Annotated in this window: 19 protein-coding genes and 1 pseudogene; 11 read left to right on the top strand and 9 right to left on the bottom strand. The window is 57.3% G+C overall.

The genetic code is table 11. The annotated features are described in order from the left end of the window. Positions 1 to 50 precede the first annotated feature (50 nt). The 3 genes from IEQ42_RS24155 to IEQ42_RS24145 are packed head-to-tail and all read left to right on the top strand — an operon-like array spanning position 51 to position 3,306. Positions 51 to 1,376, top strand: a complete 1,326-nt coding sequence (locus IEQ42_RS24155; protein ID WP_210705659.1) for an MFS transporter — start codon at positions 51 to 53, stop codon at positions 1,374 to 1,376. A gap of 36 nt (positions 1,377 to 1,412) precedes the next feature. After that, entirely contained in the window at positions 1,413 to 2,312 is a 900-nt protein-coding gene (locus IEQ42_RS24150; RefSeq protein ID WP_232392136.1) for a LysR substrate-binding domain-containing protein, read from the top strand. A 55-nt stretch (positions 2,313 to 2,367) separates the two neighbouring features. Beyond that, positions 2,368 to 3,306, top strand: coding sequence for an AraC family transcriptional regulator (locus IEQ42_RS24145; RefSeq protein WP_210705657.1), 939 nt, complete (start codon positions 2,368 to 2,370; stop codon positions 3,304 to 3,306). 78 nt (positions 3,307 to 3,384) lie between these two features. Here the strand turns inward: IEQ42_RS24145 and IEQ42_RS24140 are convergent, their stop codons facing one another. Continuing rightward, positions 3,385 to 4,236 (bottom strand): LysR family transcriptional regulator, encoded by an 852-nt coding sequence (locus tag IEQ42_RS24140; RefSeq protein ID WP_210705655.1) that lies wholly within the window; start codon positions 4,234 to 4,236, stop codon positions 3,385 to 3,387. A 115-nt stretch (positions 4,237 to 4,351) separates the two neighbouring features. Between IEQ42_RS24140 and IEQ42_RS24135 the strand changes: the two genes are divergently transcribed. From IEQ42_RS24135 to IEQ42_RS24115, 5 genes are all read left to right on the top strand, one after another. After that, positions 4,352 to 6,235: an NAD(P)-binding domain-containing protein gene (locus IEQ42_RS24135; protein WP_210705653.1), complete on the top strand. Its 1,884-nt coding sequence runs from the start codon at positions 4,352 to 4,354 to the stop codon at positions 6,233 to 6,235. Positions 6,236 to 6,244: 9 nt separating this feature from the next. Beyond that, positions 6,245 to 6,721 (top strand): nuclear transport factor 2 family protein, encoded by a 477-nt coding sequence (locus IEQ42_RS24130; RefSeq protein WP_210705651.1) that lies wholly within the window; start codon positions 6,245 to 6,247, stop codon positions 6,719 to 6,721. 165 nt (positions 6,722 to 6,886) lie between these two features. Next, the gene (locus IEQ42_RS24125) at positions 6,887 to 8,359 is read left to right on the top strand and encodes an MFS transporter (RefSeq protein ID WP_210705649.1); all 1,473 of its coding nucleotides are present in this window, start codon (positions 6,887 to 6,889) and stop codon (positions 8,357 to 8,359) included. A 63-nt stretch (positions 8,360 to 8,422) separates the two neighbouring features. Then, positions 8,423 to 9,181, top strand: coding sequence for an SDR family NAD(P)-dependent oxidoreductase (locus tag IEQ42_RS24120; protein WP_210705647.1), 759 nt, complete (start codon positions 8,423 to 8,425; stop codon positions 9,179 to 9,181). 173 nt (positions 9,182 to 9,354) lie between these two features. Beyond that, positions 9,355 to 10,563 carry a GNAT family N-acetyltransferase gene (locus IEQ42_RS24115; protein WP_210705646.1) on the top strand — a complete coding sequence of 403 codons (1,209 nt, stop codon included), beginning with the start codon at positions 9,355 to 9,357 and terminating at the stop codon, positions 10,561 to 10,563. Between the two features lie 80 nt (positions 10,564 to 10,643). Here IEQ42_RS24115 and IEQ42_RS24110 read toward each other — a convergent pair. Then, positions 10,644 to 12,048 (bottom strand): annotated as a pseudogene (locus IEQ42_RS24110) (heavy metal sensor histidine kinase). Then, the gene (locus IEQ42_RS24105) at positions 12,021 to 12,716 is read right to left on the bottom strand and encodes a heavy metal response regulator transcription factor (protein WP_072405205.1); all 696 of its coding nucleotides are present in this window, start codon (positions 12,714 to 12,716) and stop codon (positions 12,021 to 12,023) included. The pseudogene IEQ42_RS24110 and the gene IEQ42_RS24105 overlap by 28 nt, the downstream one beginning before the upstream one ends. 183 nt (positions 12,717 to 12,899) lie before the next feature. Between IEQ42_RS24105 and IEQ42_RS24100 the strand changes: the two genes are divergently transcribed. The 3 genes from IEQ42_RS24100 (at position 12,900) to IEQ42_RS24090 (ending at position 14,951) form a co-directional block, all read left to right on the top strand. Continuing rightward, positions 12,900 to 13,511 carry a hypothetical protein gene (locus tag IEQ42_RS24100; RefSeq protein WP_210705644.1) on the top strand — a complete coding sequence of 204 codons (612 nt, stop codon included), beginning with the start codon at positions 12,900 to 12,902 and terminating at the stop codon, positions 13,509 to 13,511. Between the two features lie 74 nt (positions 13,512 to 13,585). Then, positions 13,586 to 14,188 carry a cytochrome b/b6 domain-containing protein gene (locus IEQ42_RS24095; RefSeq protein WP_210705642.1) on the top strand — a complete coding sequence of 201 codons (603 nt, stop codon included), beginning with the start codon at positions 13,586 to 13,588 and terminating at the stop codon, positions 14,186 to 14,188. Further along, positions 14,181 to 14,951 carry a molybdopterin-dependent oxidoreductase gene (locus IEQ42_RS24090; protein WP_210705640.1) on the top strand — a complete coding sequence of 257 codons (771 nt, stop codon included), beginning with the start codon at positions 14,181 to 14,183 and terminating at the stop codon, positions 14,949 to 14,951. The genes IEQ42_RS24095 and IEQ42_RS24090 overlap by 8 nt, the downstream gene beginning before the upstream one ends. Before the next feature lie 1,162 nt (positions 14,952 to 16,113). Here the strand turns inward: IEQ42_RS24090 and IEQ42_RS24085 are convergent. The 6 genes from IEQ42_RS24085 to IEQ42_RS24060 all read right to left on the bottom strand — a co-directional run bounded on the left by IEQ42_RS24085 (position 16,114) and on the right by IEQ42_RS24060 (position 22,693). Further along, positions 16,114 to 16,692 carry a site-specific integrase gene (locus IEQ42_RS24085; protein ID WP_210705638.1) on the bottom strand — a complete coding sequence of 193 codons (579 nt, stop codon included), beginning with the start codon at positions 16,690 to 16,692 and terminating at the stop codon, positions 16,114 to 16,116. 424 nt (positions 16,693 to 17,116) lie between these two features. Beyond that, positions 17,117 to 17,632, bottom strand: a complete 516-nt coding sequence (locus IEQ42_RS24080; RefSeq protein WP_210705636.1) for a cupin domain-containing protein — start codon at positions 17,630 to 17,632, stop codon at positions 17,117 to 17,119. Between the two features lie 142 nt (positions 17,633 to 17,774). Next, positions 17,775 to 20,177, bottom strand: a complete 2,403-nt coding sequence (locus tag IEQ42_RS24075) for a TonB-dependent receptor (protein WP_210705634.1) — start codon at positions 20,175 to 20,177, stop codon at positions 17,775 to 17,777. A gap of 67 nt (positions 20,178 to 20,244) precedes the next feature. Then, complete coding sequence (locus IEQ42_RS24070; protein WP_210705632.1) at positions 20,245 to 21,192, bottom strand: FecR domain-containing protein; 948 nt, start codon at positions 21,190 to 21,192, stop codon at positions 20,245 to 20,247. Then, positions 21,192 to 21,701 (bottom strand): sigma-70 family RNA polymerase sigma factor, encoded by a 510-nt coding sequence (locus tag IEQ42_RS24065; RefSeq protein WP_210705630.1) that lies wholly within the window; start codon positions 21,699 to 21,701, stop codon positions 21,192 to 21,194. Before IEQ42_RS24065 ends, IEQ42_RS24070 begins: the two co-directional genes overlap by 1 nt. A gap of 83 nt (positions 21,702 to 21,784) precedes the next feature. Next, complete coding sequence (locus IEQ42_RS24060; protein ID WP_042559151.1) at positions 21,785 to 22,693, bottom strand: helix-turn-helix domain-containing protein; 909 nt, start codon at positions 22,691 to 22,693, stop codon at positions 21,785 to 21,787. Between the last annotated feature and the right edge of the window lie 2 nt (positions 22,694 to 22,695).

The following is a 22,695-nucleotide window of genomic DNA, read 5'->3' as shown; positions in this document are numbered from 1 at the left end:
CTGCTGTTATCCGTTATTTGCTGTAGCTCCATAACAATAAGGACCACACCATGTACATCACCGCAGTCACTGCTTCTCATCGGCCCAGCATGTCACGCGTGGTGGGCACCGCCAGCTTCGGCACCCTGCTCGAATACTATGACTTCCTCGTCTACGTCGCGCTCGGCAGCACTTTGCGCGCCTTGTTTCTGCCCGAGTTCGACCCCTTCGTCTCTTCGATTCTCACCGCCGGCACGTTCGGTGTCGCTTACCTGGCGCGACCGCTCGGCACGCTGATTTTCAGCCCAATGTCCGACCGCATCGGGCGTAAGCGGGCTTTTGTCATAACGCTGGTGCTGATGGGCGTCTCGACGGTTCTGATGGGGTGTTTGCCGACCTATGAGTCCGCAGGTGTATTTGCGCCGGTGTGCCTGTTGTTGCTGCGCATCGTTCAAGGCATCGCATTGGGTGGCGAGTACGGCTCCGCTGCGGTGTATGTCATGGAACATGCACCTCGCGAGCGGCGCGGCCTGTTCACCAGTTTCCTGCAGAGCACGGCCAGCCTGGGCCTGTTGCTTGCGCTGGTGGTGGTCGCCCTGCTCAACGTTTACCTTTCAACTGCCGACTTTGCAGCCTGGGGCTGGCGGGTGCCTTTTCTCGTCTCGGCGCCGATTGTCCTCGTCGCCACGTACATTCGCCTCGGCATGGAAGAAACGCCCGTATTCCAGGCGCTCAAGGAGAAGGGAGGAGTGTCTCGTTCGCCATTGGCCGACACCCTGGGCAGCCGCGCTTCATGGAAAAACCTGTTGGTGGCAGTGTTTGGCGCGCAGGGGGGAACCTCGGTGACGTTGTACACCTCGATCATCTACATGCTGTATTTCCTACAGAATGTACTGGCTGTGCCGGTCTTCGAGGCAAATTTGTGTGTTGGCGTAGCCATCCTCATAGCCGCGCCGCTGTACCCGCTATTCGGCGCGGTCAGCGATCGCTATGGCCGGGCGTGGGTGATGCTTATCGGCATGGGGCTGTGGGCGTCAGTCGCTTACCCCTGTTTTTCGCAAATCGTCGCGTCAGCGAAAATCCAGGCCTGGCCCACTGTGACCGCGTGCATTACGTTGCTCGCGGCACTAACGGCAATGGTCATGGCGCCACTGCCAGCGTTCATTGCCGACAGCTTTCCACCGCAGAGCCGAACCACAGGGTTTGGGTTGTCGCAGCAGATCGGCAACATACTGTTCGGTGGCTTCTTGCCGATGATCTGCCTGGCGCTGGTCAACTGGAGTGGCAACCCGCTGGCTGGCATCGTTTATTCGATCGCCTCACTATTGCCGTGCATTCTGGTGGCGGCGGTCTGGGGCGTGCGCCTTGACCGCAAGCGCAGTTCCGATACTCAATAGGCGCAGCCATCTGCGGCGACAGCCGGGAGATTTTCAGTGAACACCAATGGCGCTCCTTCTCGGCCCTTGCCGCCGCTCAATCCGCTCAAGGCCTTCGAGGCCACCGGCCGGTCGCTCAGCGTCACGCGCGCGGCTGACGAACTGTCGGTGACCCCGGCAGCCGTCAGTCGACAGATCAAGGCGCTGGAGGATTACCTGTCGGTGCAATTGTTCAAGCGCATGCCCAACGGGCTGGAGTTGACGCCAGCGGGCACGCGATACCTGGCCGACATCGTGCCTCTGTTCAACGCACTGCGCGAGTCCACCAACGCCATCGTCGGTGGCTCGTCACGCCGTCAGTTGCTCAAGATTCGCGCCCCTGCGACCTTTGCCGTGCGCTGGCTGATTCCACGTCTGGCCGGATTTCACATCGCCCACCCGGCAATCGACGTGCAGCTGACCACGTCGCCGGTTGCGCTGGATTTCGAGCATGAGGACCTCGATGGCGGGATTCAACTGGGCGGCGGTGACTGGCCGCACACAGGGGCGCTGTTGCTCACTCCCAATGAGCTGATTCCAGTGGTAGGGGCGGGCTTTGCCGCCGATCTGCACGCGCCGGAGCAACTGGGCGACCAGGTTCTTCTGCATTCCCTGGCACGCCTGGATGACTGGGCATTGTGGCTGCGCGAAGCCGGCGCCAATCAGGTCAATCCTTACCGTGGCATGCGCTACGAAACTTCGCTTCTGGCCTATCAGGCCGCCATCGAAGGCCACGGTGTGGCGATTGCGCAGAAATCGCTGGTGAGCAAGGAGTTGGAGGCGGGATTCTTGCGTATGCCTTTCAAACTGGTGATCAACCGCCAGAGCTTTTCCTATTACTTCGCTTGGCCGCTGAACAAGCCTGAGTCGTTGGCACTGACCCTGTTTCGTCAGTGGCTTGGGCAGAGGGTCGATTGAAGGTCTGCGCCGCCGGCGCTGAACGCACAGTAGAACGTCGGAAAAAAGGGGGCATATGAACCAAAATACAGAGCGCACTCGGCGCATGGTCCAGCTGATGAAACAGCTGGCACCGCTGGAAGGCTATAACTTGAGCCCGCTGGATGACATACGTTTTTTGCGTTCCAACCGTCCGCTGACCCGAACGCCGGTGCTTTATGAACCGGGTATCGTGATCCTGTGTCAGGGGCGCAAGCTCGGATATTTGGGCGACGACGTCTACATTTACGATGCCCAGCATTACCTGGTGGTTTCGGTGCCGGTGCCGTTCACCATGGAAACCGACGCCAGCGAGGAAGAGCCGATGCTGGCGGTTTACATGCGACTGGATTTCAAGCTGGCCGGCGAACTGATCATGGAAATCGATGACACTTTTGGACCAACTCACGCCCGGCCCAGAGGTATCTACTCCTCGCCAATGGAAGAGATGCTCAGCGAGTCAACACTGCGCTTTATCGAAGCCATGAGTCATCCGGTCGACGCGCAGATCCTCGGTCCGTCGCTGGTGCGAGAAATCTATTACCGCATCATCGCCGGTGAGCAGGGCGGATCGATGCGCGCAGCACTTGGCGCACAGGGACATTTCGGAAAAGTGACGCGCGCCATCCGCAAAATCCATAGCTGCTATCAGGAGCGGCTGGACGTCGAGGCCCTGGCGCAGGAGGCGAGCATGAGTGTGCCCAACTTCCATCTGCATTTCCGGACCGTCACCGATTCCTCACCGATGCAATACCTGAAATCGACCCGCCTGCATCAGGCCCGCCTGCTGATGCTGCGCAACAACATGTCAGCATCATCGGCGGCATTCAGCGTCGGCTATGAAAGCCCCTCGCAATTCAGCCGTGAATTCAAGCGATTCTTTGGCCGCCCGCCCCATGCGGAAATCCAGTGGATGAAGGCCACCTACGCACTTCCAGCGCCTACGACGTCCTCCCCCTACGTTTCGTCGCACTGAGCGCTGCCACGCCCTGCGAGGCACTTACTGCGTTGGACGGCCACCTCTTATCGGGATTGACCCGAGCAAAGGGAGGCCCTACGTACCGATCATTTCCCCAGCGAGATCCGCGAGGGCGCGGAGCCTGTCCATCTGTCTCATGTCGTGGTGATAGCCCATCCAGATATCCCGTCCGGGTGGTTCACTACCGACGTCTACCAATCTCAGGGCGGTCAACTCATCGCCCAGCGCGCGTGGCAAAACCGCTACACCCAATCCCCGACCGCACATCTGCGCCTGTACGGTACGGCTGCTGCTGGTGAGCACAGTTTTGGCGCGGGGAAACATCTGCTGTAGCCAAAGCACGTCGGGGTAGTGAGCTTGAGCAGTGCTCATGAGGATCAACCCGAGGCCTTCTCCATCTTGCGAGAGTGAGAAGGGCGAGTGCGCCGCAACGTACAGACCGTAGGTGAGTGTCGTCAGTCGACGTTGAACGATGTCCGGTTCGGTGAACGGCACGATGCGAAAGGCGATATCCGCATCACGACGAGTCAGATCGAACAGGCGATGTCCGGCGATCACCTCTGGAACGATCAACGGGTACCTTCGCGACATTTCGCTGAGTACAGGCGCCAGCACATAGCAGGCGAACCAGTCCGCCGATGAAATCCGCAACAGTCCCTCAGGTTGATCGCTGTCGCCCGCCAGGTGCCGCTCAATGGAAAGAGCGCTTCGCTCCATTTCCTCGGCCAGACCCAGAATTCTTTCACCGCTGTCCGTCAATACAAGACCTTGACCGGTGCGGCGGAAAAAAACCTGCCCGCTGTGCAGCTCAAGGACGTGAAGCCGCCTTCCTACGGTGGGGTGGCTAACGCCGAGTTGCTTCGCGGCGGCGCCCAGCGAGCCGGTACGGACTATCGCCAGAAAGACGCGTAAGTCGTTCCAGTCCATGACCCACCTCTAACGAAAATGAACGGCGAAGATGCAGCAATGACAGTCCCGTTGCAACCCATCCCCCCACACAATTGATTTATCAATGTTTGCGCGGCAAGCAGGAGGGCTTCACATGAATATCGGGTTTGTAGGTGTCGGGAGCATGGGACATGCCATGATTCTGTTGCTCATTCAGGCGGGCTATCGGGTGAGTGCATGGAATCGCAGTGCCGAGGCGCTTGCCGGGTTAAGTGAGATCGATGTGCTGGCGTCTGCGGCGACTGCATTTCAACAGCCGGTGGTGATCAGCATGCTCGTCGATGACACGGCGGTGCGCGAGGTGCTGCTGGAGTCAGCGGCGTTAAAAACGGCCTGTGACGGCTGCATCCATATCGTTATGTCGACGCTGTCGCCAGCGTTGATGGAGCAACTGCAGAAAGAACATGACGAGGCGGGGCTTGTGCTCATTGCCGCGCCGGTTTTCGGCATACCTGCTGTCGCCGCCAAGGGTGAATTAAACATTCTGGCGGCCGGACCTGAAGCCGCCATTGATCGCGTTCAGCCATTGTTTGATGTGCTCGGCAAAAAGACTTGGCGCCTGGGCGATCGGCCTGTGCATGCCGGCATCGCAAAAATCGCCGGCAATATGATGATCACCCAAGCCATTCAGTCATTGGTTGAAGCGAGTTTACTCACTGAACAATATGGGCTGAGTCCGTCGGCATTCATCGAAGTCGTCACCCAGACCCTGTTCGCTTGCCCCAGCTACCAACGCTATGGGCAAAACATTGTCGATGATCGCTACGAACCAGGTTTCAAGCTATCGCTTGGGTTGAAGGACGTGAACCTTGCGTTGCAGGCCGCCGAGGGGAGGGGGCTCAGCCTGCCCGTGGCACGAGTGGTGCGTTCGAGAATGGAAGCGGCCGTCGCGAGCGGACTGGGTAACAAGGATTGGTCAGCGTTTTCAATCATGGCCCAACACTCTCCGGCGTTTGCGCTGACTCTAGAGCCATGGCACATGAACCCTCCAAAGACTTCCCGCCGTGGGCACTTCTGGATCACCGGTGAACGGGTGATTCAAGAGGGCAAGCAATTCCAGAAAGGTCCGATGTACGTGGAATGGGAGTCCCCGGAGTTCATTACCCAACCTTACCCCGTGGTGTTGGTCCATGGCGGTACGTTGCAAGCCACTGAATGGTTCGATACACCGGACGGCCGGCCCGGATGGGCTCAGCGTTTCGTCGAGTCCGGTCACGTCGTGTTTTGTGTCGACAGGCCTGGTCATGGGCGATCGCCGTATCACTCGAAAATATTGGGTCCGATGGGGCCGCCTTTTTCCTATGAACGAGCCCGAGAGGTCTATTTTCCGAAGGGCGGCAGTGAGACCCAATGGCCCTTTTCTGCGGACGACGAAAGCGCCTTTGATGCCTTCATCGCAGGGTACGGCCCTATGCCCGCAGACCTAGCGGCCTCCCAGACCATGGATGCCGATCGCTTGGCTCAACTACTGGACCGAATCGGCAAGGCAATCGTCGTCACTCATTCGGCCTCCGGTCCTGATGGCTGGTTATTGGCAGATCGCAGGCCTGGGCTGATTGCAGCCATTGTCGCTGTTGAGCCGATGGGTCCAGTCTTCGGCGATACACCCGGCATCGGTGCCCTGGACTGGGGGCTGACAGCTGCTCCGATCACGTTCGATCCTCCACGCGCCTCGGCGCAGGAAGTGCAAGCGGCCGACTCCTCGACGCTGCAGATACCCGCACTCAAAGGAATACCTGTCGCGCTGCTGACGGGCGAGACGTCGAAATTCGCCACATTTGCCACCACCATTGTGCCGTTTCTGCGAACCGCCGGAGCCTGCGTCGACCACTTGGATCTGCCTGCTTTCGGGATTCACGGTAATGGCCACGGTTTGATCTACGAACGCAATTCGGATGAGGCGCTCGGAGTGGTTTTGCACTGGTTGAGCCATTCACTCCAGCGGGTCAATCAAGCGCAGCCAGATTCAGTCGAATAGGAAAAAATCATGAACATCAAAGCACTGGCCGCACGACTGGATCGTCTTGAAAGTCGTCTGGCGATCGAAACGCTCATTTCTGCTTATGCGAATGCGTTCGACCGTTTGAATGCCGATCTATTGCAGCAGATCTGGCATGAGGATTCGACCCTGGACCTGCCCGGATTCGGAGCTGCAGGGAGTCGGAGCGACATCATTTCAATGGCTGAACAGAGCTGGCGACAGATGCCGCATATGCATCATTGGATGGCCAACCCTCTGATTGAGATTGAGGGCGACAGCGCTGTTGGGACAGTGGCAGCCAATTGCCTGTTCCACGATATGGAGCAAGGTCCGGTGCAGGTCAGTGGCCTTTATCACGATAGGTTCGAACGTCGTGACAGCGAGTGGAGGTTTGTATACCGGCGCTTCGAACTGCACTACCTCACGCCTCTCAAGGAATGGGTTCCTGTTGCAGGAAGCGAGCATTTTCATGCCAGCTCGTAACCTCTGAGGCGGGCAGGCGAGTTGATTGAAAGTAACACGTGAAATCATTTTGGCCGACGCTAGCCCCCTTACAAATATGCACGAGAAACGTGCAGCTCTGGCAGTGCCGCGGCCGCTGGCTGACTCCCACAATGTGCGCTAGCCGTGTCTTTCTGGAGTTACCCAATGACATCTAAACCGGATTCTTCTCAAGCAGCGGATTCACGCCGATGGTTTGCTTTCGCTGTTCTTCTAGTCGGCGCGTTTCTTCCGCCTCTGGACTTTTTCATTGTCAATGTTGCATTGCCGTCAATCCGCAGCGGCCTCGCTATTACACCCGCGCAAGTCGAATGGGTCATTTCGGGCTATGCCGCCAGCTATGCCGTCTTTCTGATAACGGGAGGTCGCCTGGGTGACCTGCTGGGCCGCCGACGAGTGTTCCTGGCCGGCATCGCCGGGTTCGGCGTTTCGTCCCTGATTTGTGGACTGGCCAACTCACCGACGACATTGATCTTCGGACGGGTGCTGCAAGGATTGAGCGCTGCGGCAATGGCTCCGCAAGGACTGGCGTCCATCCACACGCTATTCCCGGAACACGAACGTTCGCGCGCGTTAGCGGTATATGGCGCGACGATTGGCTTCGCGGCGGTTGTAGCCCAGGCGCTTGGGGGGCTGCTGATTTCGGCGAACGTTTTCGATCTGCAATGGCGGGCCATTTTTTTGATTAACCTGCCCATCGTCGTCGCTGTTTTTATCGGCGGCGTGCCCTTGCTTCCCGATTCCCGAAGTAAAACCCCGGCGCCCTTAGATCGAATTGGGGTATTGCTGTGCGCGCTGGCGGTCGGGCTGCTAGTACTGCCGTTGGTTGAGGGCAGGGAAGCAGGGTGGCCTTGGTGGCTTTGCCTGATGCTGCTGAGCTCGCCCATAGTCGCCGCCGGCTTCTGGCGCTATGAAAGTGCGCTGGAACGTCGAGGCGGCACACCGCTGGTCAGTCCGCAGCTCGGCCGAGCCCCCGGCCTGATCGCCGGGCTGGCGGGCGTATTGTTCTTCTACGTGATATCCGCATTTTTTTTAACGTTTTCGATTTATTTACAAGACGCGCTAGGCGCAACGCCATTGGTCTCAGGCTTGATGTTCGTTCCCTTTGGTGTGGGCTTTTTGATTGGCCCTCTGACCACACCCTTTGCCATCCGCTGGTTCGGCCGTTTTGTACCTGCCATGGGCATGATGCTCGAGGTATTCGGATGTCTGATCCTTAGTGCAGCCGTTGCGATCGCGCCGACCGGCGAAAGCCCTGACCTGGTGTTGGTGATTCTGGCGGTAGGATTACTCGGGTTTGGCCAGGGTTGGGCGCTGCCAACACTGATTCGAACCGTGATAGATCGTGCACCTACCGGCGGATCGGGAATGCTCTCCGGCGTAGTCAATTCGGCATTGCAGATCAGCGCCGCGCTGGGGGTGGCAGTCCTCGGTGGCGTGTTTTACGCACTGGCCTCTCCTGTGCAAACTCCCTCCTCGCTAGCCACCGGTTTTATTGCCTGCCTGCTGGGCATCGCTGCCTGCCTTGTCATTTCAGCGCTGCTGTCTGTGTATGCCTCGATGCCTCGTTTATCAAAAGTCACTCCTTTCGGCGTATCGGTCAGCTCAAACCTTGACTGACTCCAGCTCGAACAGTTGCCAAATTTTCAACTAACCATAACTGCGTTACTTAGGAGTCAAAACATGTCTGGCAAATTTATCAATCAAGTAGCGGTTGTCACGGGCGGCTCGACTGGAATCGGCTTTGCAATTGCCCAAGCTCTGTTAGCCGAGGGTGCTAAACGCGTATACATAACTGGACGCTCGGCGGCAACGTTGGACGCTGCGGTTACTGCACTGGGCGATAAAGCCGTGGCGGTGGTGTCCGATGTCGCCCGGCAAGCCGATCTCGATTCCCTCAAGGCATTGGTCGAAGAGCGGGACGGTCAACTCGACGCGGTGTTTGCCAATGCCGGTATATGCGAAAAAAACCCAGTGGGCGAAACGACTGAAGCCGCTTACTACAACATGTTTGATATTAACGTTAAGGGTGTATTTTTCACTGTTCAGACGCTGTTGCCGTTGATGAAGGATGGCTCGTCAATCGTTCTGACAGCCTCCATTTGTTCCAGCAACGGGATGGAAGGTCTGAGTCTGTACAATGCTTCAAAGGCTGCGGTGCGTTCATTTGCACGTACTTGGGCCAATGAGCTCAAAGGCCGAAAAATTCGCGCGAACGTGCTCAGCCCTGGCTTTACCAGAACACCGTTGATGGACAACGGACTGAAGATGGATGAGGGCCAGATCGAAGCACTCAGAAATCACGTAGGACAAATCGTGCCGCTGGGCTATATGGCCCAACCGGAACAAATAGCGTCGTCCGCACTTTTCCTTGCATCTGCTGACGCCAGTTATGTCAACGGCATAGAACTGATGGTCGACGGTGGCCTCTCACAAATCTAAGGGCAGCCTGTCTGGACAAACGCTTACCGGCTGGGTAACTCCGCAGAGGAGGACGGACCTCCAGCCGGGAATCCAGAGCACTTCTGCGCTGACTGTTTCGCTTTTGCTAGCGAAACTACGTTGCGCTTTAAACCGACCCGTCTTGCGAAACAAAGCATCACAAGGAAATCACAATGAAATGGCCGACCATTGACGAAGTCCGAGGCATTACCCCTTTGCCTGAGGATTATGAATGGGACTACCTGAATCGCGACGAAATTGGCGTCGCCATGAGTTTTCTCAAGATGTGGTTTCCGTCCATCTCCGTGGGCATGGGCAGCGCATTTTTTAACAGGATGTTTTATGAAGAAAAGGTGGTGTTTTCAGACTGCCTCGACCGGCACATTTTAGCGGTGGTTGTACGTCACCAAGGTGAGATCGTCGCTATCGCGACTTGGGAGAAAATAGACGGGGCTGATGTCATCTACGGTCGCGTAGGTGCTGTGGCCAAGCCTCATCGGAAGTCGAGCCTTGCCATTGCAGCTCAGAATCTAGGCGAAAAGATCGGCAAACACATGGGGGCGGGGTTGATCTATGGCATGGCGACGACGATCAGCCCTTACATGCAACAAGCGTTGGAACAGGCGGGTTATACAGCCGTCGGCATAATGCCAGGCTTTGATCGTGAAGAACGAGAACCCGGCGTGGTGCATCGTGTTTATGAAGTGATTTACGCAAAGCCACTCGCTGATCCGTCAGATTTCATCGTTCCGATAGAGCAAAATTTGACTCCGAACGTTTCCAGGCTGTACGCACAAATCTTCAGAAATGATACCAAGTCGTCCCAGCCCATTAGCTCAATCGATAGTGTTTTGACTTCGGTCGACTTAGTGCCAGCCAGTGCTGCTGATATTCCCGATGTGGTGTCGTTACTGAATCGGGCTTATCGTGGCGATGGTGATGAGGGTGGCTGGACAACGGAAGCTGGCCTCATTAGCGGAGACCGCAGTTCGCAAGCAACGCTTCGAGCAGAAATCGCTGAAAAATCCCACGCAACGTTATTGGTATGGAAGCAGTACGAAAAGCTCTCAGGCTGTGTATGGGTCGAGCCAATGAATGGTCACACTTGGTATCTGGGATCACTTGCCGTTGATCCACAGACACAGAATGCCCAGTTTGGGCGTCGGTTGCTCAGCACTGCGGAGCAATGGTGCCAGGCACGAGGCGCTCAGGCTATCCATATGACAGTGCTAGAAGCTCGTGAAACTCTGATTGCTTGGTATGAGCGACGCGGATATTCCAAGTCTGGTGAGACTGAGCTTTTTCCTTATGAAGACAGCCGTTTCGGAACGCCAACCAAGCCCGGATTACGTTTCGCGGTTTTGACAAAAAGCTTTACCTAGAGGGCACTATCAAGAGTTTAATTTTTCAGCTTAGCCTTCTGCGAGAGACAGAGTGGATATGCAATGTCTGGTTGTGTCGCTCAAGCAGTAGGGAATAAAAGCGAAAAACGGATGGTCCCGGGCTTGGGCTGTTCAACACTCACATCACCGCCATGCAATTGCATGATCGCCACCACGATGGCGAGGCCCAGGCCGTATGAATCGGAGCTTTGGTGCCTGGACGCATCGCCGCGGTAAAAGCGGTCGAACAGTTTGCGCAGGGTTTCGTCGTTCAGCACGGGGCCCTGATTTTCCACTTCAATTCGGCATCCGCCTTCGACTGCAACAATCCGCATCAGGATCTCGCTGCCTTCATTGGCGTAGCGAATCGCGTTTGCCACTAGATTGCTCAATGCCCGGCGCAACAGCAAAGGATCGGCTTGCACGTTGCCATCACCGGTGGTCTGGAGGGTCATCTGGCGCTCTTCGGCCAAGCCTTCGAAATAGCCGGCGATGCGCTGTGTTTCATCTTGCAGCGACAATGGCTGACGCTCGACCACCGATTGCGCTTCGTCAGCGCGAGCGAGGAACAGGATGCTTTCGACGATCCTGGAAATACGCTCCAATTCTTCAAGGTTCGAGGCGATCAGCGCCTGATAGTCGTCCTGACTGCGAGTCTGGCGCAAGGCGACCTGGCAATGGCCCATCAACGAACCCACCGGCGTGCGTATTTCGTGAGCTAGGTCGGCGGAGAATTGCGTCAGCCGTTGATAACCCTTGGCCAGGCGATCAAGCATCGCGTTGTAGGCGTCACTCAATTGTTGCAGTTCAATTGGTGTGTCGGCGCTGTCCATCCGGCTGTCGAGTCGCTCGGGGGTAATGTTTGCCGCATGCGCGGCCATTTTGCGCAACGGGCGCAGGCCGCGACGCAGCAGCACGTAACCGAGCAACGCAGTGAGCAGAAACGCGAGCGTCACGGCCAGGTAAATACGTTCGCGAAACGCCGCGAGCATGGCCATTTCCTTGCCCATGATGTGCGCAGCCGTCAGGCGAACTTCGCGCCCGCCCGAAGTCGTGACGACGGAAGCGGCGCGCAGCGGTGCGCAGCGGTGCGCCAGAGTCGGTCATGCCACTGCGCAGGTCGTTGACGCTCAGCTGCGCCTCTTGGCCGATCACGGGTAAATCGGGCAGTGTGACGTTCAACGGATTGACCAGGATCACCGGCGGTTGACCGGGCTCCCCGATAATGAAAATGTCGTCTTCGCTGTCGAGCATGTTCTTGAAAATCTGCGGGCTGTCGCGCAGCTTCTCGATAGCCAGTTCGTAATGCAGCAGCTTGCGAAAGTGATCCAGACGGCCCATGACCGCGTGATCACTGTAGATCAAGACCGAGGCTTTCATCGAATGGTACAAATAAAACCCGGCCCCGGCCACGGCGAGCATGGCCACCAGTGAGAACGCCAGGGTCGAGCGCAGGGTCAGGGATGGTTGGCGTCGGGTCCGCATGGCCTCACCTCGCACACATAGCCGATACCGCGGATGGTGTGGATAAGCTTGATCGGGTAGGGCTGGTCGACCTTGCTGCGCAGCCGTTTGACGGCCACGTCCACGACGTTGGTATCGCTATCGAAATTCATGTCCCAGACTTCCGAGGCAATCTGCGCCCGGGACAGGACATCGCCTTCACGACGCAGAAACAGATGCAGCAGGGCGAACTCCTTGTTGGTTAACACGATCACTTGCTGTTGGCGTGTGACGCGGCGCCGCACCAGGTCCAGCTCCAAGTCAGCGATGTGAAAATGATCGGCTTCGCGGACCACGCCACGACGCAGGATGGTGCGAATGCGCAACAGCAACTCGGTGAAGGAAAACGGTTTGACCAAATAGTCATCGGCGCCCAGTTCCAGGCCGCGAATGCGGTCATGCAACTGATCGCGGGCCGTGAGGAACAGCACGGGCACGTCTTGCTTGGCGCGCAACAGCTCGATGATTTGAAATCCATCGATGCCGGGCAACATCACATCCAGCACGATTAGGTCGTAGGACGTTTGCAGCGCCATGTGCAAGCCATCGGCGCCGTGCTGGGTCCAATCGACGTTGTAGCCGGACTCGCCAAGCCCCTTTTTCAGGTACTCACCGGTTTTGGTGTCGTCTTCGATCAGCAGAATATGCATTGTCAGGGGGCGCTCGGGTCTCTCAGCCTTGCAGTGTAACCAGCGGAGGAGGTTGAGTCGGTTACATTTCTGTCATTTGCACAAGCGTCATCGCGAATGACAAAAATGTCATCCGGCGGTCATCGTGAGGTCCCGGTCGGAAGCCGAGGATGGCGGCACATAAACCAGTGAGGAATTGTCGCAATGAAGCTCAAGACTGCTCTGTCCACCACGTTCGGTTTGCTGATGCTCAGCGCTGCTGTCATGGCCACTGCGGCTGATATGCCGGTGATCAAGCCGCTGCGTGGCACCGTGGAAAGTGTCAGCAACAACACGCTGACTTTCGCTACTCGATCTGGCGCACAGCAGACCATCGGTCTGACTGACAAGACCGATATCAAACGGGTGTCAAAGGCTGACATCGAGTCGATCAAAGCTGACAGTTTCGTTGGCTCTGCAGCCATTCCACAGGCCGACGGTTCGCTGAAGGCGCTGGAAGTCACCGTATTCGAGTCCAGTCTCAAGGGCAGCGGTGAAGGCCATTACGGTTGGCAGAATGCGGATGGCAGCATAGGCACCATGACCAACGGCACCGTGGGCAAATTGTCCAAAGCCAATGGCCGCACGCTGACCGTCAATTACAAGGGCGGAGAGAAGCAACTCGTCGTGCCGGAAAATGTACCCGTCGCCTACGTAGAACCTGGCAAAGCCGATGAGTTGGTCAAAGGCGCGAAAATTGTCGTGTTCCCCGCTCAGGATGGCACCACCGCACGCGGTATTGCTGTCGGTAAAGATGGCTTCCAGCCACCGATGTAATCACCTGAACCTGTTGGCGCGGGGCCGCCGGGCCTCGCATCAACGGGTGCAGCGCTTCCAAGGCAGCGAAAAACATGAGTAAAAAAGCAATCCATCCCTGGCCCGTCCGCGTCACTCACTGGCTTAACGCCGTGTGCATGGTCTGCATGTTCATGAGCGGTTGGGCGATTTACAACGCCTCGCCACTGTTCGCCTTTCGGTTTCCGGTGGCGTTGACGGTCGGTGGTTGGCTGGGCGGCTCGCTGGCTTGGCACTTCGCATTCATGTGGCTGCTGTTCATCAACGGCCTCATCTATGTGCTGTATGGCTTGCTCAGTCGGCATTTCAGACGTGATTTTTTGCCGATCAGTGTTCAGGCGGTAAAACGTGATTTGACGGATGCACTGCGTTTTCGACTGGTGCACGAGAAGGGTGTCTATAACGCAGTGCAGCGCCTGATGTATTGGGTGGTGCTGGCTGCAGGTGCAATGGTCGTGATTTCGGGGCTGGCGATCTGGAAGCCCATTCAATTGCAAGAACTGGTCGCGCTCCTGGGCGGCTATGACATTGCCCGCTACGTGCATTTCGCGGCGATGGCGGTGATTGGCGCGTTCGTCGTTGTGCATCTGGTCTTGGTGCTGCTGGTCCCTAAAACGCTGATGCCCATGATCACTGGCGGAAAACTCGACCATGATTGAGCCAAAAAAACGCGCCATTGAGCGCATCAAACTTGAACCCGCACAGCAGCTTCAGTTGGAAAACCTCCAGCGGCGCCACTTCCTGCGCGGTGGCTTAACCGTCGGCGCGATGGCGATGCTGACCGGTTGCAACTTGCAGGACGGCGATCAGGTCGACAAGGTGCTATGGGCCATGTCGCGTTGGAACGATCGGGTTCAGGCCTGGCTGTTCAGCGGGCAGAAACTCGCGCCGACGTTCACCCAGGCGCAATTGACCAAGCCATTCCCCTTCAACGCGTTCTACGGCCAGGAGGATATTCCGGACCTCGATCTGAGCGATTATTCGCTCGCCGTTTCCGGGCTGGTTCGGGATAAGGCACCGTGGACACTAGAGGGGCTGCGCAAATTACCGCAGCGCACCGACATTACGCGCCTGATCTGCGTAGAAGGCTGGAGCGCCATCGGACAATGGGGTGGCGTGCCGCTGAAAACCTTCCTGGAACATATCGGGGCTGACACGACCGCTAAATTCGTCGGCTTCAAGTGTGCTGACCGCTATTACTCTAGCCTGGATATGCCGACGGCATTGCACCCGCAAACACTGCTGGCACTGGATTTCGGCGACGTCACTTTGCCGCCGGAATACGGCTATCCACTGCGGGTTCGAGTACCGACCAAGTTGGGCTTCAAAAATCCCAAACACATCGTTGAGATCTTCGTCAGTAATGATCATCCCGGCGGTTATTGGGAAGATCAGGGCTATAACTGGTTTAGCGGGATCTAAAGAAGCGAACACATCACTTCAAGCATAAGACCTAAGCGGACTGATCCGGGAGAGGGCTCTCGGCTGGATGAGGCTTGCGCCGGCGCCAAATCCGAATGTGGGGCGATTGCAGTGGCGCTCGAACGGTTTCGGACGGTATCCAGATGAGGATGCTTCCGGACAGCGCCACGGCAATGGCTGCCGCATTAAGTCCGCCCCAAGGCGCGTCAGCGAAGAAATCGCTCCCAAAGGAATCGCCGCGCAACGCGGGCGACTCTTCGTCAGGCTCTGGACACGGAGCGCTACTGTGTTCATCGGCGCGAGCAAGGTTGATCATCTCGGCGCTGACCAAAAAAGTATGATCCGCGAAACTGTAGTCCGGAATCGTCAAGCCACTCGCTAAGGCCCCAGGCACCGATCGCCCCACCTTGCTCGGTACAGTGGACGTGATCTTGCGCCCTGCCATCATTTGCAGCATCGCTTCCACTTCCGGCTGGCGCGACAGATCCACGGCTGAATCCGATAGCACCAGTACGCTTGCAGGGCCTGGTGGTACCAAAGTGGACTTAGACTGAGCCTTCAACTGTGACGGAAAATCCGGCCCAGTGGTTGCCGCTCGCGGTTTGTTGGCGGGCTCTGCAGCAGTCGGTAAGACATAAAAAACCGGGGGCAGGGGAGGCACGCTGGTCACAAGAGGACCTCATTATCAGAGGCTGATGTACCAATCGTAACTCCAGTCTTCCTGATACCTGCAGAAGTTAAGGATTGCGAGATGATTAGGAGCGATGCCTGGGCGAGGTCGAGAATGGGCAGCTGGGGTAGTTTGGGCAGGTCCATCGGTCTCTCCCGTGCGGGTGGGGGCAAGTCTGGAGGGTACGAAGTTCGTCATTTAGGCACTTACTATCTACCAACTAGTAGGTTTGTACAATGGCGGACGATGCGATAATCGCGTAAGAAGCTGCCGGCTATAACTTACTGATCGCGACCTGCCGGTGTGTGGCCACACCCTTACCCATGAAGCCGACCGTTTCTGCCATCCCCCTTGCTGGTGTAGAAGAGGTCTGTTTTCAAATTTCGAAAACTTGGCAGCGGTGTTGCGATTGACAAGAACTACCAAACCAGAACCGCCATGGCTTGCAGGTGGCTACGGCTACCCATGTGAACCTCATGGCCCTAGGGATTTTCAGCAACCGTCAACGCTTGCTCTTGGGGGAATTGATGATGAAGTGAGCGGCTGACTTATTGCCAACGCGCCGAAGGATTCTGCCGTGTCGATGTAGCGCATAGCGGACTTCATGTCCTTCCAGCCGACGTACGTCATCAGCGCCTTTATATCCCAGCCATTTGCGATAGCCCACGTAGCAAACCCGCGGCGTAAGGAGTGACTGGTGTACAGCTCGGCAGGTACCCCGGCACGCCGAAAGACCCTGCGCAGCAACGGAATGAGACTGTTGGCATTGAAGCCATCCTCTGCCAGGTGCCCCCAACGATCGAGTCGCCGAAATACAGGGCCATGCGCAATCCCCGCCACGGTAATCCAGTTCACATAAGCCTGGACGGGGCAGAGTTTCTTTAGGGCTGGCGTGCGAAAGGTTGTTCCTAGGTGCTGACGATCGCCTTTGCTGTGCGGCAGGTAGAACGTGATGCCCACGCCCGTTTGCGCCTGGGTGTGCTCCACTTGCAAACGTGACAGCTCATCACCACGAAACCCACGCCAGAATCCAATCAGCACCAGCGCGATGTCACGCCGACTGCGCAACATGCCTGTCAGGTCGTGCCGCGCGGCCGCCTGCTCCGCCTCTCGCTCCAACCACTGAACAGCTTGCTCCAGGTGCTGCAGGAGCAGGGGAGCCGCCTGCTTTTCCTGGGCAGGGTGCAAGGTGCGGAGGAATGTCGGAAAAAATTATCCGCTATTAGTATCAAGCATAGATAAACACCTACTACGAAAAGTCTAACCTGTTGAAAAGTCGGTATCATTTTTAAGCAGGGATTTATCATTTTTAGCTAACAGTCACAGCGCCTTTAGAGGCTGGTAATTACCTCCACAGATACGATTTAACATAATATACATTACACGCAACAAGATATTGCTAGATTGACCCGGTTGCCCACAGGAATTAAACCTCCCGCACGGCTTCTGACGTCGCTGTTCCTTGAACCCGGTAACCTCCTTAAATGCCGCATGCTCAATCTTCCTCCCGCGTCATCTTTTCAATCAGTGTTCGATGCTGAGGAAACTGCGTCGTGAGTTTCTCGCGATTACCCATTTCCATATCGCCGAAATCAAATCCTGGTGAAACGGCTTCGCTGATCAAACCAAATCCGTGTAAACCTCCAAGCAAGCGTGAAGCTTTCCAGATGCCACCCGGTACATGCAATTGCAGATGTTGTCCTGCCAGAATATCGCTGCCCATCACCAGCGTCTGCAATGAACCGTCAGCCAGGATAAGGCTGTACTCGATGGCGTCGCCCAGATGAAAGTAATGCAGGATGTCGGATTGGTTGAAATGAAACTGGCCCACGGGTGATTGTTCGGTCAGCAAATAGTAGATCGACGTCATCAGATATCGTGGGCCGCCAGCGGTATCGAGCATTTTGAGATGGTCGGCTTGATAGGTTCTGCGAAAATAGCCGCCTTCAACGTGGGGCTCTAAATCCAGCGCGGTAATTAGCTCATCAACTTTCATATCGCGCTGAATCATGGCCTTCCCTCTTGATTGATGACTTATTCCTGTTAGCTCTACTAAACGACCATTTAGTATAGTTAACGGTATATCGACGACATTCAAAGACATTTACCGACGTTACCCACAAGATGATGCTGCCGCCCTTCACGCCTCAGCGTCAAAAATCGACTGTCGCCGACAACAGATAAGTCCGCGGCGTCGACAGCGTCAAACCCGGCTCGCTGTCATCCGAAGCGCCCGCCGAACTCCAATAGCGTTTATCCATTACGTTCTCGATGTTGGCACGCAGGGTAATGTTTTTGTCATCGACTTTGAACGCGTAACGCGCGCCTACGTCGAAGCGCTCCCAGGAGTCGATTTCCTTCTCGTTGGATTGATCCAGATACTGCGAGCTGGAATAGATTCCGCGCCCGGTCAGCGTCAACCCTTGCACAGTCGGCACGTCCCATTCGGCCCCCAGGTTGACGTTGTATTTCGGCGTTGCCGGCGCGCGGTTGCCATCGAAAGTGCCGTTGGTGGTGTGGGTCAATTCGCTGTCGATATACATCACACCGCCGAGCAGCCGGAAACCTTTCAGCGGCTCACCGAACATACTCAGTTCCACCCCATTGTTCTGCCGTTTGCCGTTCGGGCCGAATACCCGCGTCGTAGCGTTGGTTTCGTAGGCTGGCTGTTTGATCCGGAATACTGCAGCGGTCAATGCGTACGCACCGGCATCGTATTTCGCGCCGACCTCGACCTGACGGCTGATGAATGGCGGGAAGATTTCATCCTCGTTCACCGAGGTCGAAGGCGCGATCTTGCCCTGACTCAGGCCTTCCATGTAATTGGCGTACAGCGACAACTTGTCGGTCGCCTTGAACAGAATGCCCCCCGAAGGCGAAATCTTTTCCTCGTCGTAAGCGGTGTCGCCCTTCACGTCATCGCTCCAGTCGTCGACCTTGACCCGCTGCCAGCGCGCGCCGAGGGTCAGTAACAGGCGATCATCAAAGAAGCCCAGCGTGTCGGACAACGCCACGCCGCTGAAGCGGTTTTCGGTATAGACCTTGGCATCTTGACGCGTCGGTGTGCCGGGCTTGGCAGTTGTCACCGGGTCGTAAAGGTTGCTGCGTCCTGCCGCATAGCGGGCGCCGCCGTTTTCGAAGTCCATGTAGAAGTAGCTGGCCGCCAGGTTGACCTCATGGCTGACCGGGCCGGTATGGAACCAGTTACGCACGCCAGCCGTGGCTGTACGGACGTTCTCGTCGCGAGTGAAATCCCGTGGCTGCACGCTGAAATCGCCAGCGTCATTGGTGACGGAAACAGCGTGGCGCAGGAAGTCATGGTTGCTTTTGCGTGCACCGACACCGCCGTACACCATCACCGAATCGCTGACATCGAACTCACCGTTGACCGTGCCAAAGGTGTCCTTGGTTCGCGCCTGGCTCCAGGGCTGCGCGTAGTTGTTTCGCACGTCGTTGGCGTTTGGAACCTTCGCGTTGGCCGCCACCTGAACACGTTCTTGCGGGGCGTCAGTATCGCGCTCGGTATGACCGATGTCGGTCGACAGGCGCAGACGATCGCCACGAAAGTCCAGGCCAAGTACCGCCATATCGCGATCGATACGCTGGTGATCCCATTCAGTGTCGCCAGACTGTTTGACGCCGTTGAAACGCAGGCCGAATTGGTTGTCCTCGCCGAAACGTCGACCGACGTCCACTGCCCCACCAAGCTGATTGTTGGAGGCGTAACTGGTCGTCAACGAAGTGATTGGCTTGTCGGTAGCATGCTTGGGCACCACGTTGATCCCGCCGCCAACACTGCCCCGAGGCGAAATGCCGTTGATCAGTTGGCTCGGGCCTTTGATGATGTCGACGCGATCGGCCATTTCCATGTCGATCGTGTACGTTGGCAATACGCCGTAGAGGCCGTTATAGGCAACGTCACTGTTGAACAAACTGAAGCCGCGGATGGTGAATTGCTCGTATCGCCCCCCTGCCGGATTGGTCGCGCGCACCGAAGGATCACTGGCGATCAGATCTCCCAGGGTCCGGGCCTGCTGGTTCTTGACCGCTTCGCTGGTGTAAGTGGTCATGCTGAACGGAGTTTCCATGAAGTCCTTGGACCCCAACAGCCCTTGCGAGCCACGCCGTGCGACCTGGCCACCGGCAAACACCTCGGCATCCGACGAGCCGGTGGCGCCGAGTATCGAGGTCGGCGCCAGCTCCACACTGCTGCCGTCCGCCGCCGGAACCAGGATGTAGGCATTGCCGCCCACTGGCTGCAACTGCAAACCACTGCCCAGCAACAAGCGCGTGAAGCCCTCCTCCACCCCGTATTCACCAGACAGCCCTGCGCTATTACGCCCGCTGACCAGTGCTGGGTCCACCGACAGATTGACCCCGGCCAAACCGGCAAAACGCGTCAACGCCGCGCTCAGATTACCGGCCGGTACCTGATAGCTGCGGCGCTCTGCGCCATCGGCCCAACTGGTCGACATCAACAAGGGGCTGGCACTCAGGCTCAGCAGCAGACTCAATTGCAACAACGGACGCAAACGACTTGGGAATACTGCGGGCATTGGAAAAAGCTCTCGATTTTGTTCACTTGCCTGAAATGACCAGCGAGGCGAAAAAAAGGGACAGCCTTTAGCCAAAGTTTTTTCGCGGGACGAGAGAAACCCAGAAACGGGTGCGCGTATGGACGTCGATTGGCAGACTCGCTGCCAGTAATGAAAGGACTTGATCAGTGTTGTCGAGACGGAAACTGCCGGTGATGCGCAAAGACTCCAGTGCCGGATCCCAGCGCAACAGCCCGGACCGATAACGGCTCAACTCCCGCAGGAAATCCCCCAGTGGTTGGTTCTGCGCCATCAACACACCTTCACGCCAGCCCGGCATCAGGGCATCGAACGCTGCGACACGCCCGGCGCCGGACGCTTGCAGACTGACTTGCTGGCCTTGATTCAACATCAGCGCCTGCCCTTGCAGCGGCTGTAACTGTACCGCGCCACTGACCACCGAAACGCGGCATTCACGTTCGCTGAGGCGCAGGCAGACTTCACTGCGGCTGACGCTGATCCGCCCGTAAGGTGCGTTGATCATCAAGGCTGAATTGCCGGGAACCTTGAGCGCCATCTCGCCACGCACCAACGTCAATTGACGGGCGACCAGATCGATATTGACCGCGCTGTCCGTGTTCAACTGCAACGAACTGCCATCCGCCAACTGTAATTGACTGTGCTCACCGGTGCCGGTGTGCAGATCGGCCCGCCAGGCGTCCAGCGGCAGTTGCCGGCTGATCAGCCACGCCGCCGGCACCAGCGCCGCCAGACCGAGTGCGCGTTTCAGCGCTGCACGACGTGCCGGATCCGGGCGATCCAGGGTGGCCATGGCCAATGCCGAAGGCAGGTCAATAAAGCGTCGGCGCAACAGCTGAATCTTCTGCCAGGCGTTTTCATGGCGGTGATCGCTGCTGCGCCAGTGTTGCAGGCGCGTGTGATCATCATCCGTGGCCTCGCCCGACTCCAGCAACGCCAACCATTGCGCAGCCGCGCGGGCCACTTCACGCGTTTCGTCGCTGGGGGCAACACGCATCACAAATCCACCAGCAAACAATGCTCGTATGCCTGCGCCATGTAGCGTTTGACCGTGCGCTCTGAAACCTGCAAGCGCTCGGCAATCTCGCGATAACCCAGCCCTTCGAGCTGACTCCACAAAAACGCCCGGCGCACCGGCCGCGGCAAACCATCGAGCAACTCGTCCAGCGCTTGCAGGGTTTCAAGCAGCAGCCAGCGCTGCTCTGGCGAAGGCACGCTCTCCTCCGGCAATTGCGCCAGTGCTTGCAGATAGGCTTTTTCGAGTTGGCGGCGGGTGTAGAAATTGCTTAGCAGGCGTTTGCCCACGGTCAGCAGATAGGCTCGTGGTTCCTGAATATCGGCCAGGGGTTGCGCACTGGACAGCACGCGCATGAAGGTGTCCTGACTCAGATCCGCCGCATCCCAGGCGTTGCCCATGCGTCGACGCAGCCAGGTTTCCAGCCAGCCGCGGTGATCCCGATACAGGTCGTGCAGGTTCTGCTCCGAGGCCGCCGCTGCTTCAATCATCTCAAGAGACCCTGCGCGAAGTTAGATTCAAATGAGACTGATTCTAATTAACTTCACGGGTGAGACAAAGGTCTTTTTACGGGTCAGGCCATGTGTGAACGCTTGAGGGTCTCGCTCGGTAGCTCTTTGAACAACGCTCGGTAGCTGCTGGAAAACCGCCCCAAGTGCCAAAACGACCAATGCATCGCTACCTCGGCAACCGTGGTTTCCGTCGGCCTGCGCTTGAGCAACTCGCGGTGTGCACTGTTCAACCGGCGCAGTCGCAACCAATGGCTTGGCGTCATCCCGGTGAAGTGCTTGAAGGCTTGCTGCAACTGCCGCAACGGAACACCCGCCACGTGCGAAAGCTCCAGCAGATTCAGCGTCTCTTCGGGTGAATCCGCCGCCCATTCGCCGATGCGCTTCATGATCATTCGCTCCTCAGTCCGGCGCTGCAAGCCGCCGCGATCCAGATGCACCCGCGCGTTATCGAGGATGAACAGACAGTCCTCAAGCAACTGTTGAGTCAGCGCCTCTTTTTCAACTAGATCAATGGGTTGCGTCAACTTCGTGAGAGTCGAGCTTAACCAGCGACTGAACAAGGCGTTTTGCCCACCATTGAGCGGCGCCATGAACAGGCCTTCAAGTTTGGCCACATCCAGACCGTGCTGACGGACGAATTCCGGGCCGAACACCACGGCAATTTCCTGGTAGTTCTCCGGGGTGATCCAGATGTTGCGGCTCTCTTCATTGAGCAGGTACAGCGCGTTGTCACTGCGATCAAAACAGAACGCCAAAGCCCCCGATGGCGCGCTAAAATTTTGCTCGACCCGGGTGTTCATCTGCTCTTCGTAGACCTCGACACCCTGCAGATCCAGATAGCGAATCTGTCCGGCGAAATGGCCCGGCGACATTTGTTGGTAATGCTGAACCCAGCCCGGCGTGGCGCGGACTTGCTCGGCCACATCGGCGGTATTGAACGCTTGAACCTGAAGCGAATTGCACGTTGTCATGG

Source organism: Pseudomonas iridis, assembly GCF_017980685.1.
GTDB lineage: Bacteria > Pseudomonadota > Gammaproteobacteria > Pseudomonadales > Pseudomonadaceae > Aquipseudomonas > Aquipseudomonas iridis.
Note: the sequence above shows the minus strand (reverse complement) of the source record. Positions and strands in the feature narration are given on the sequence as shown.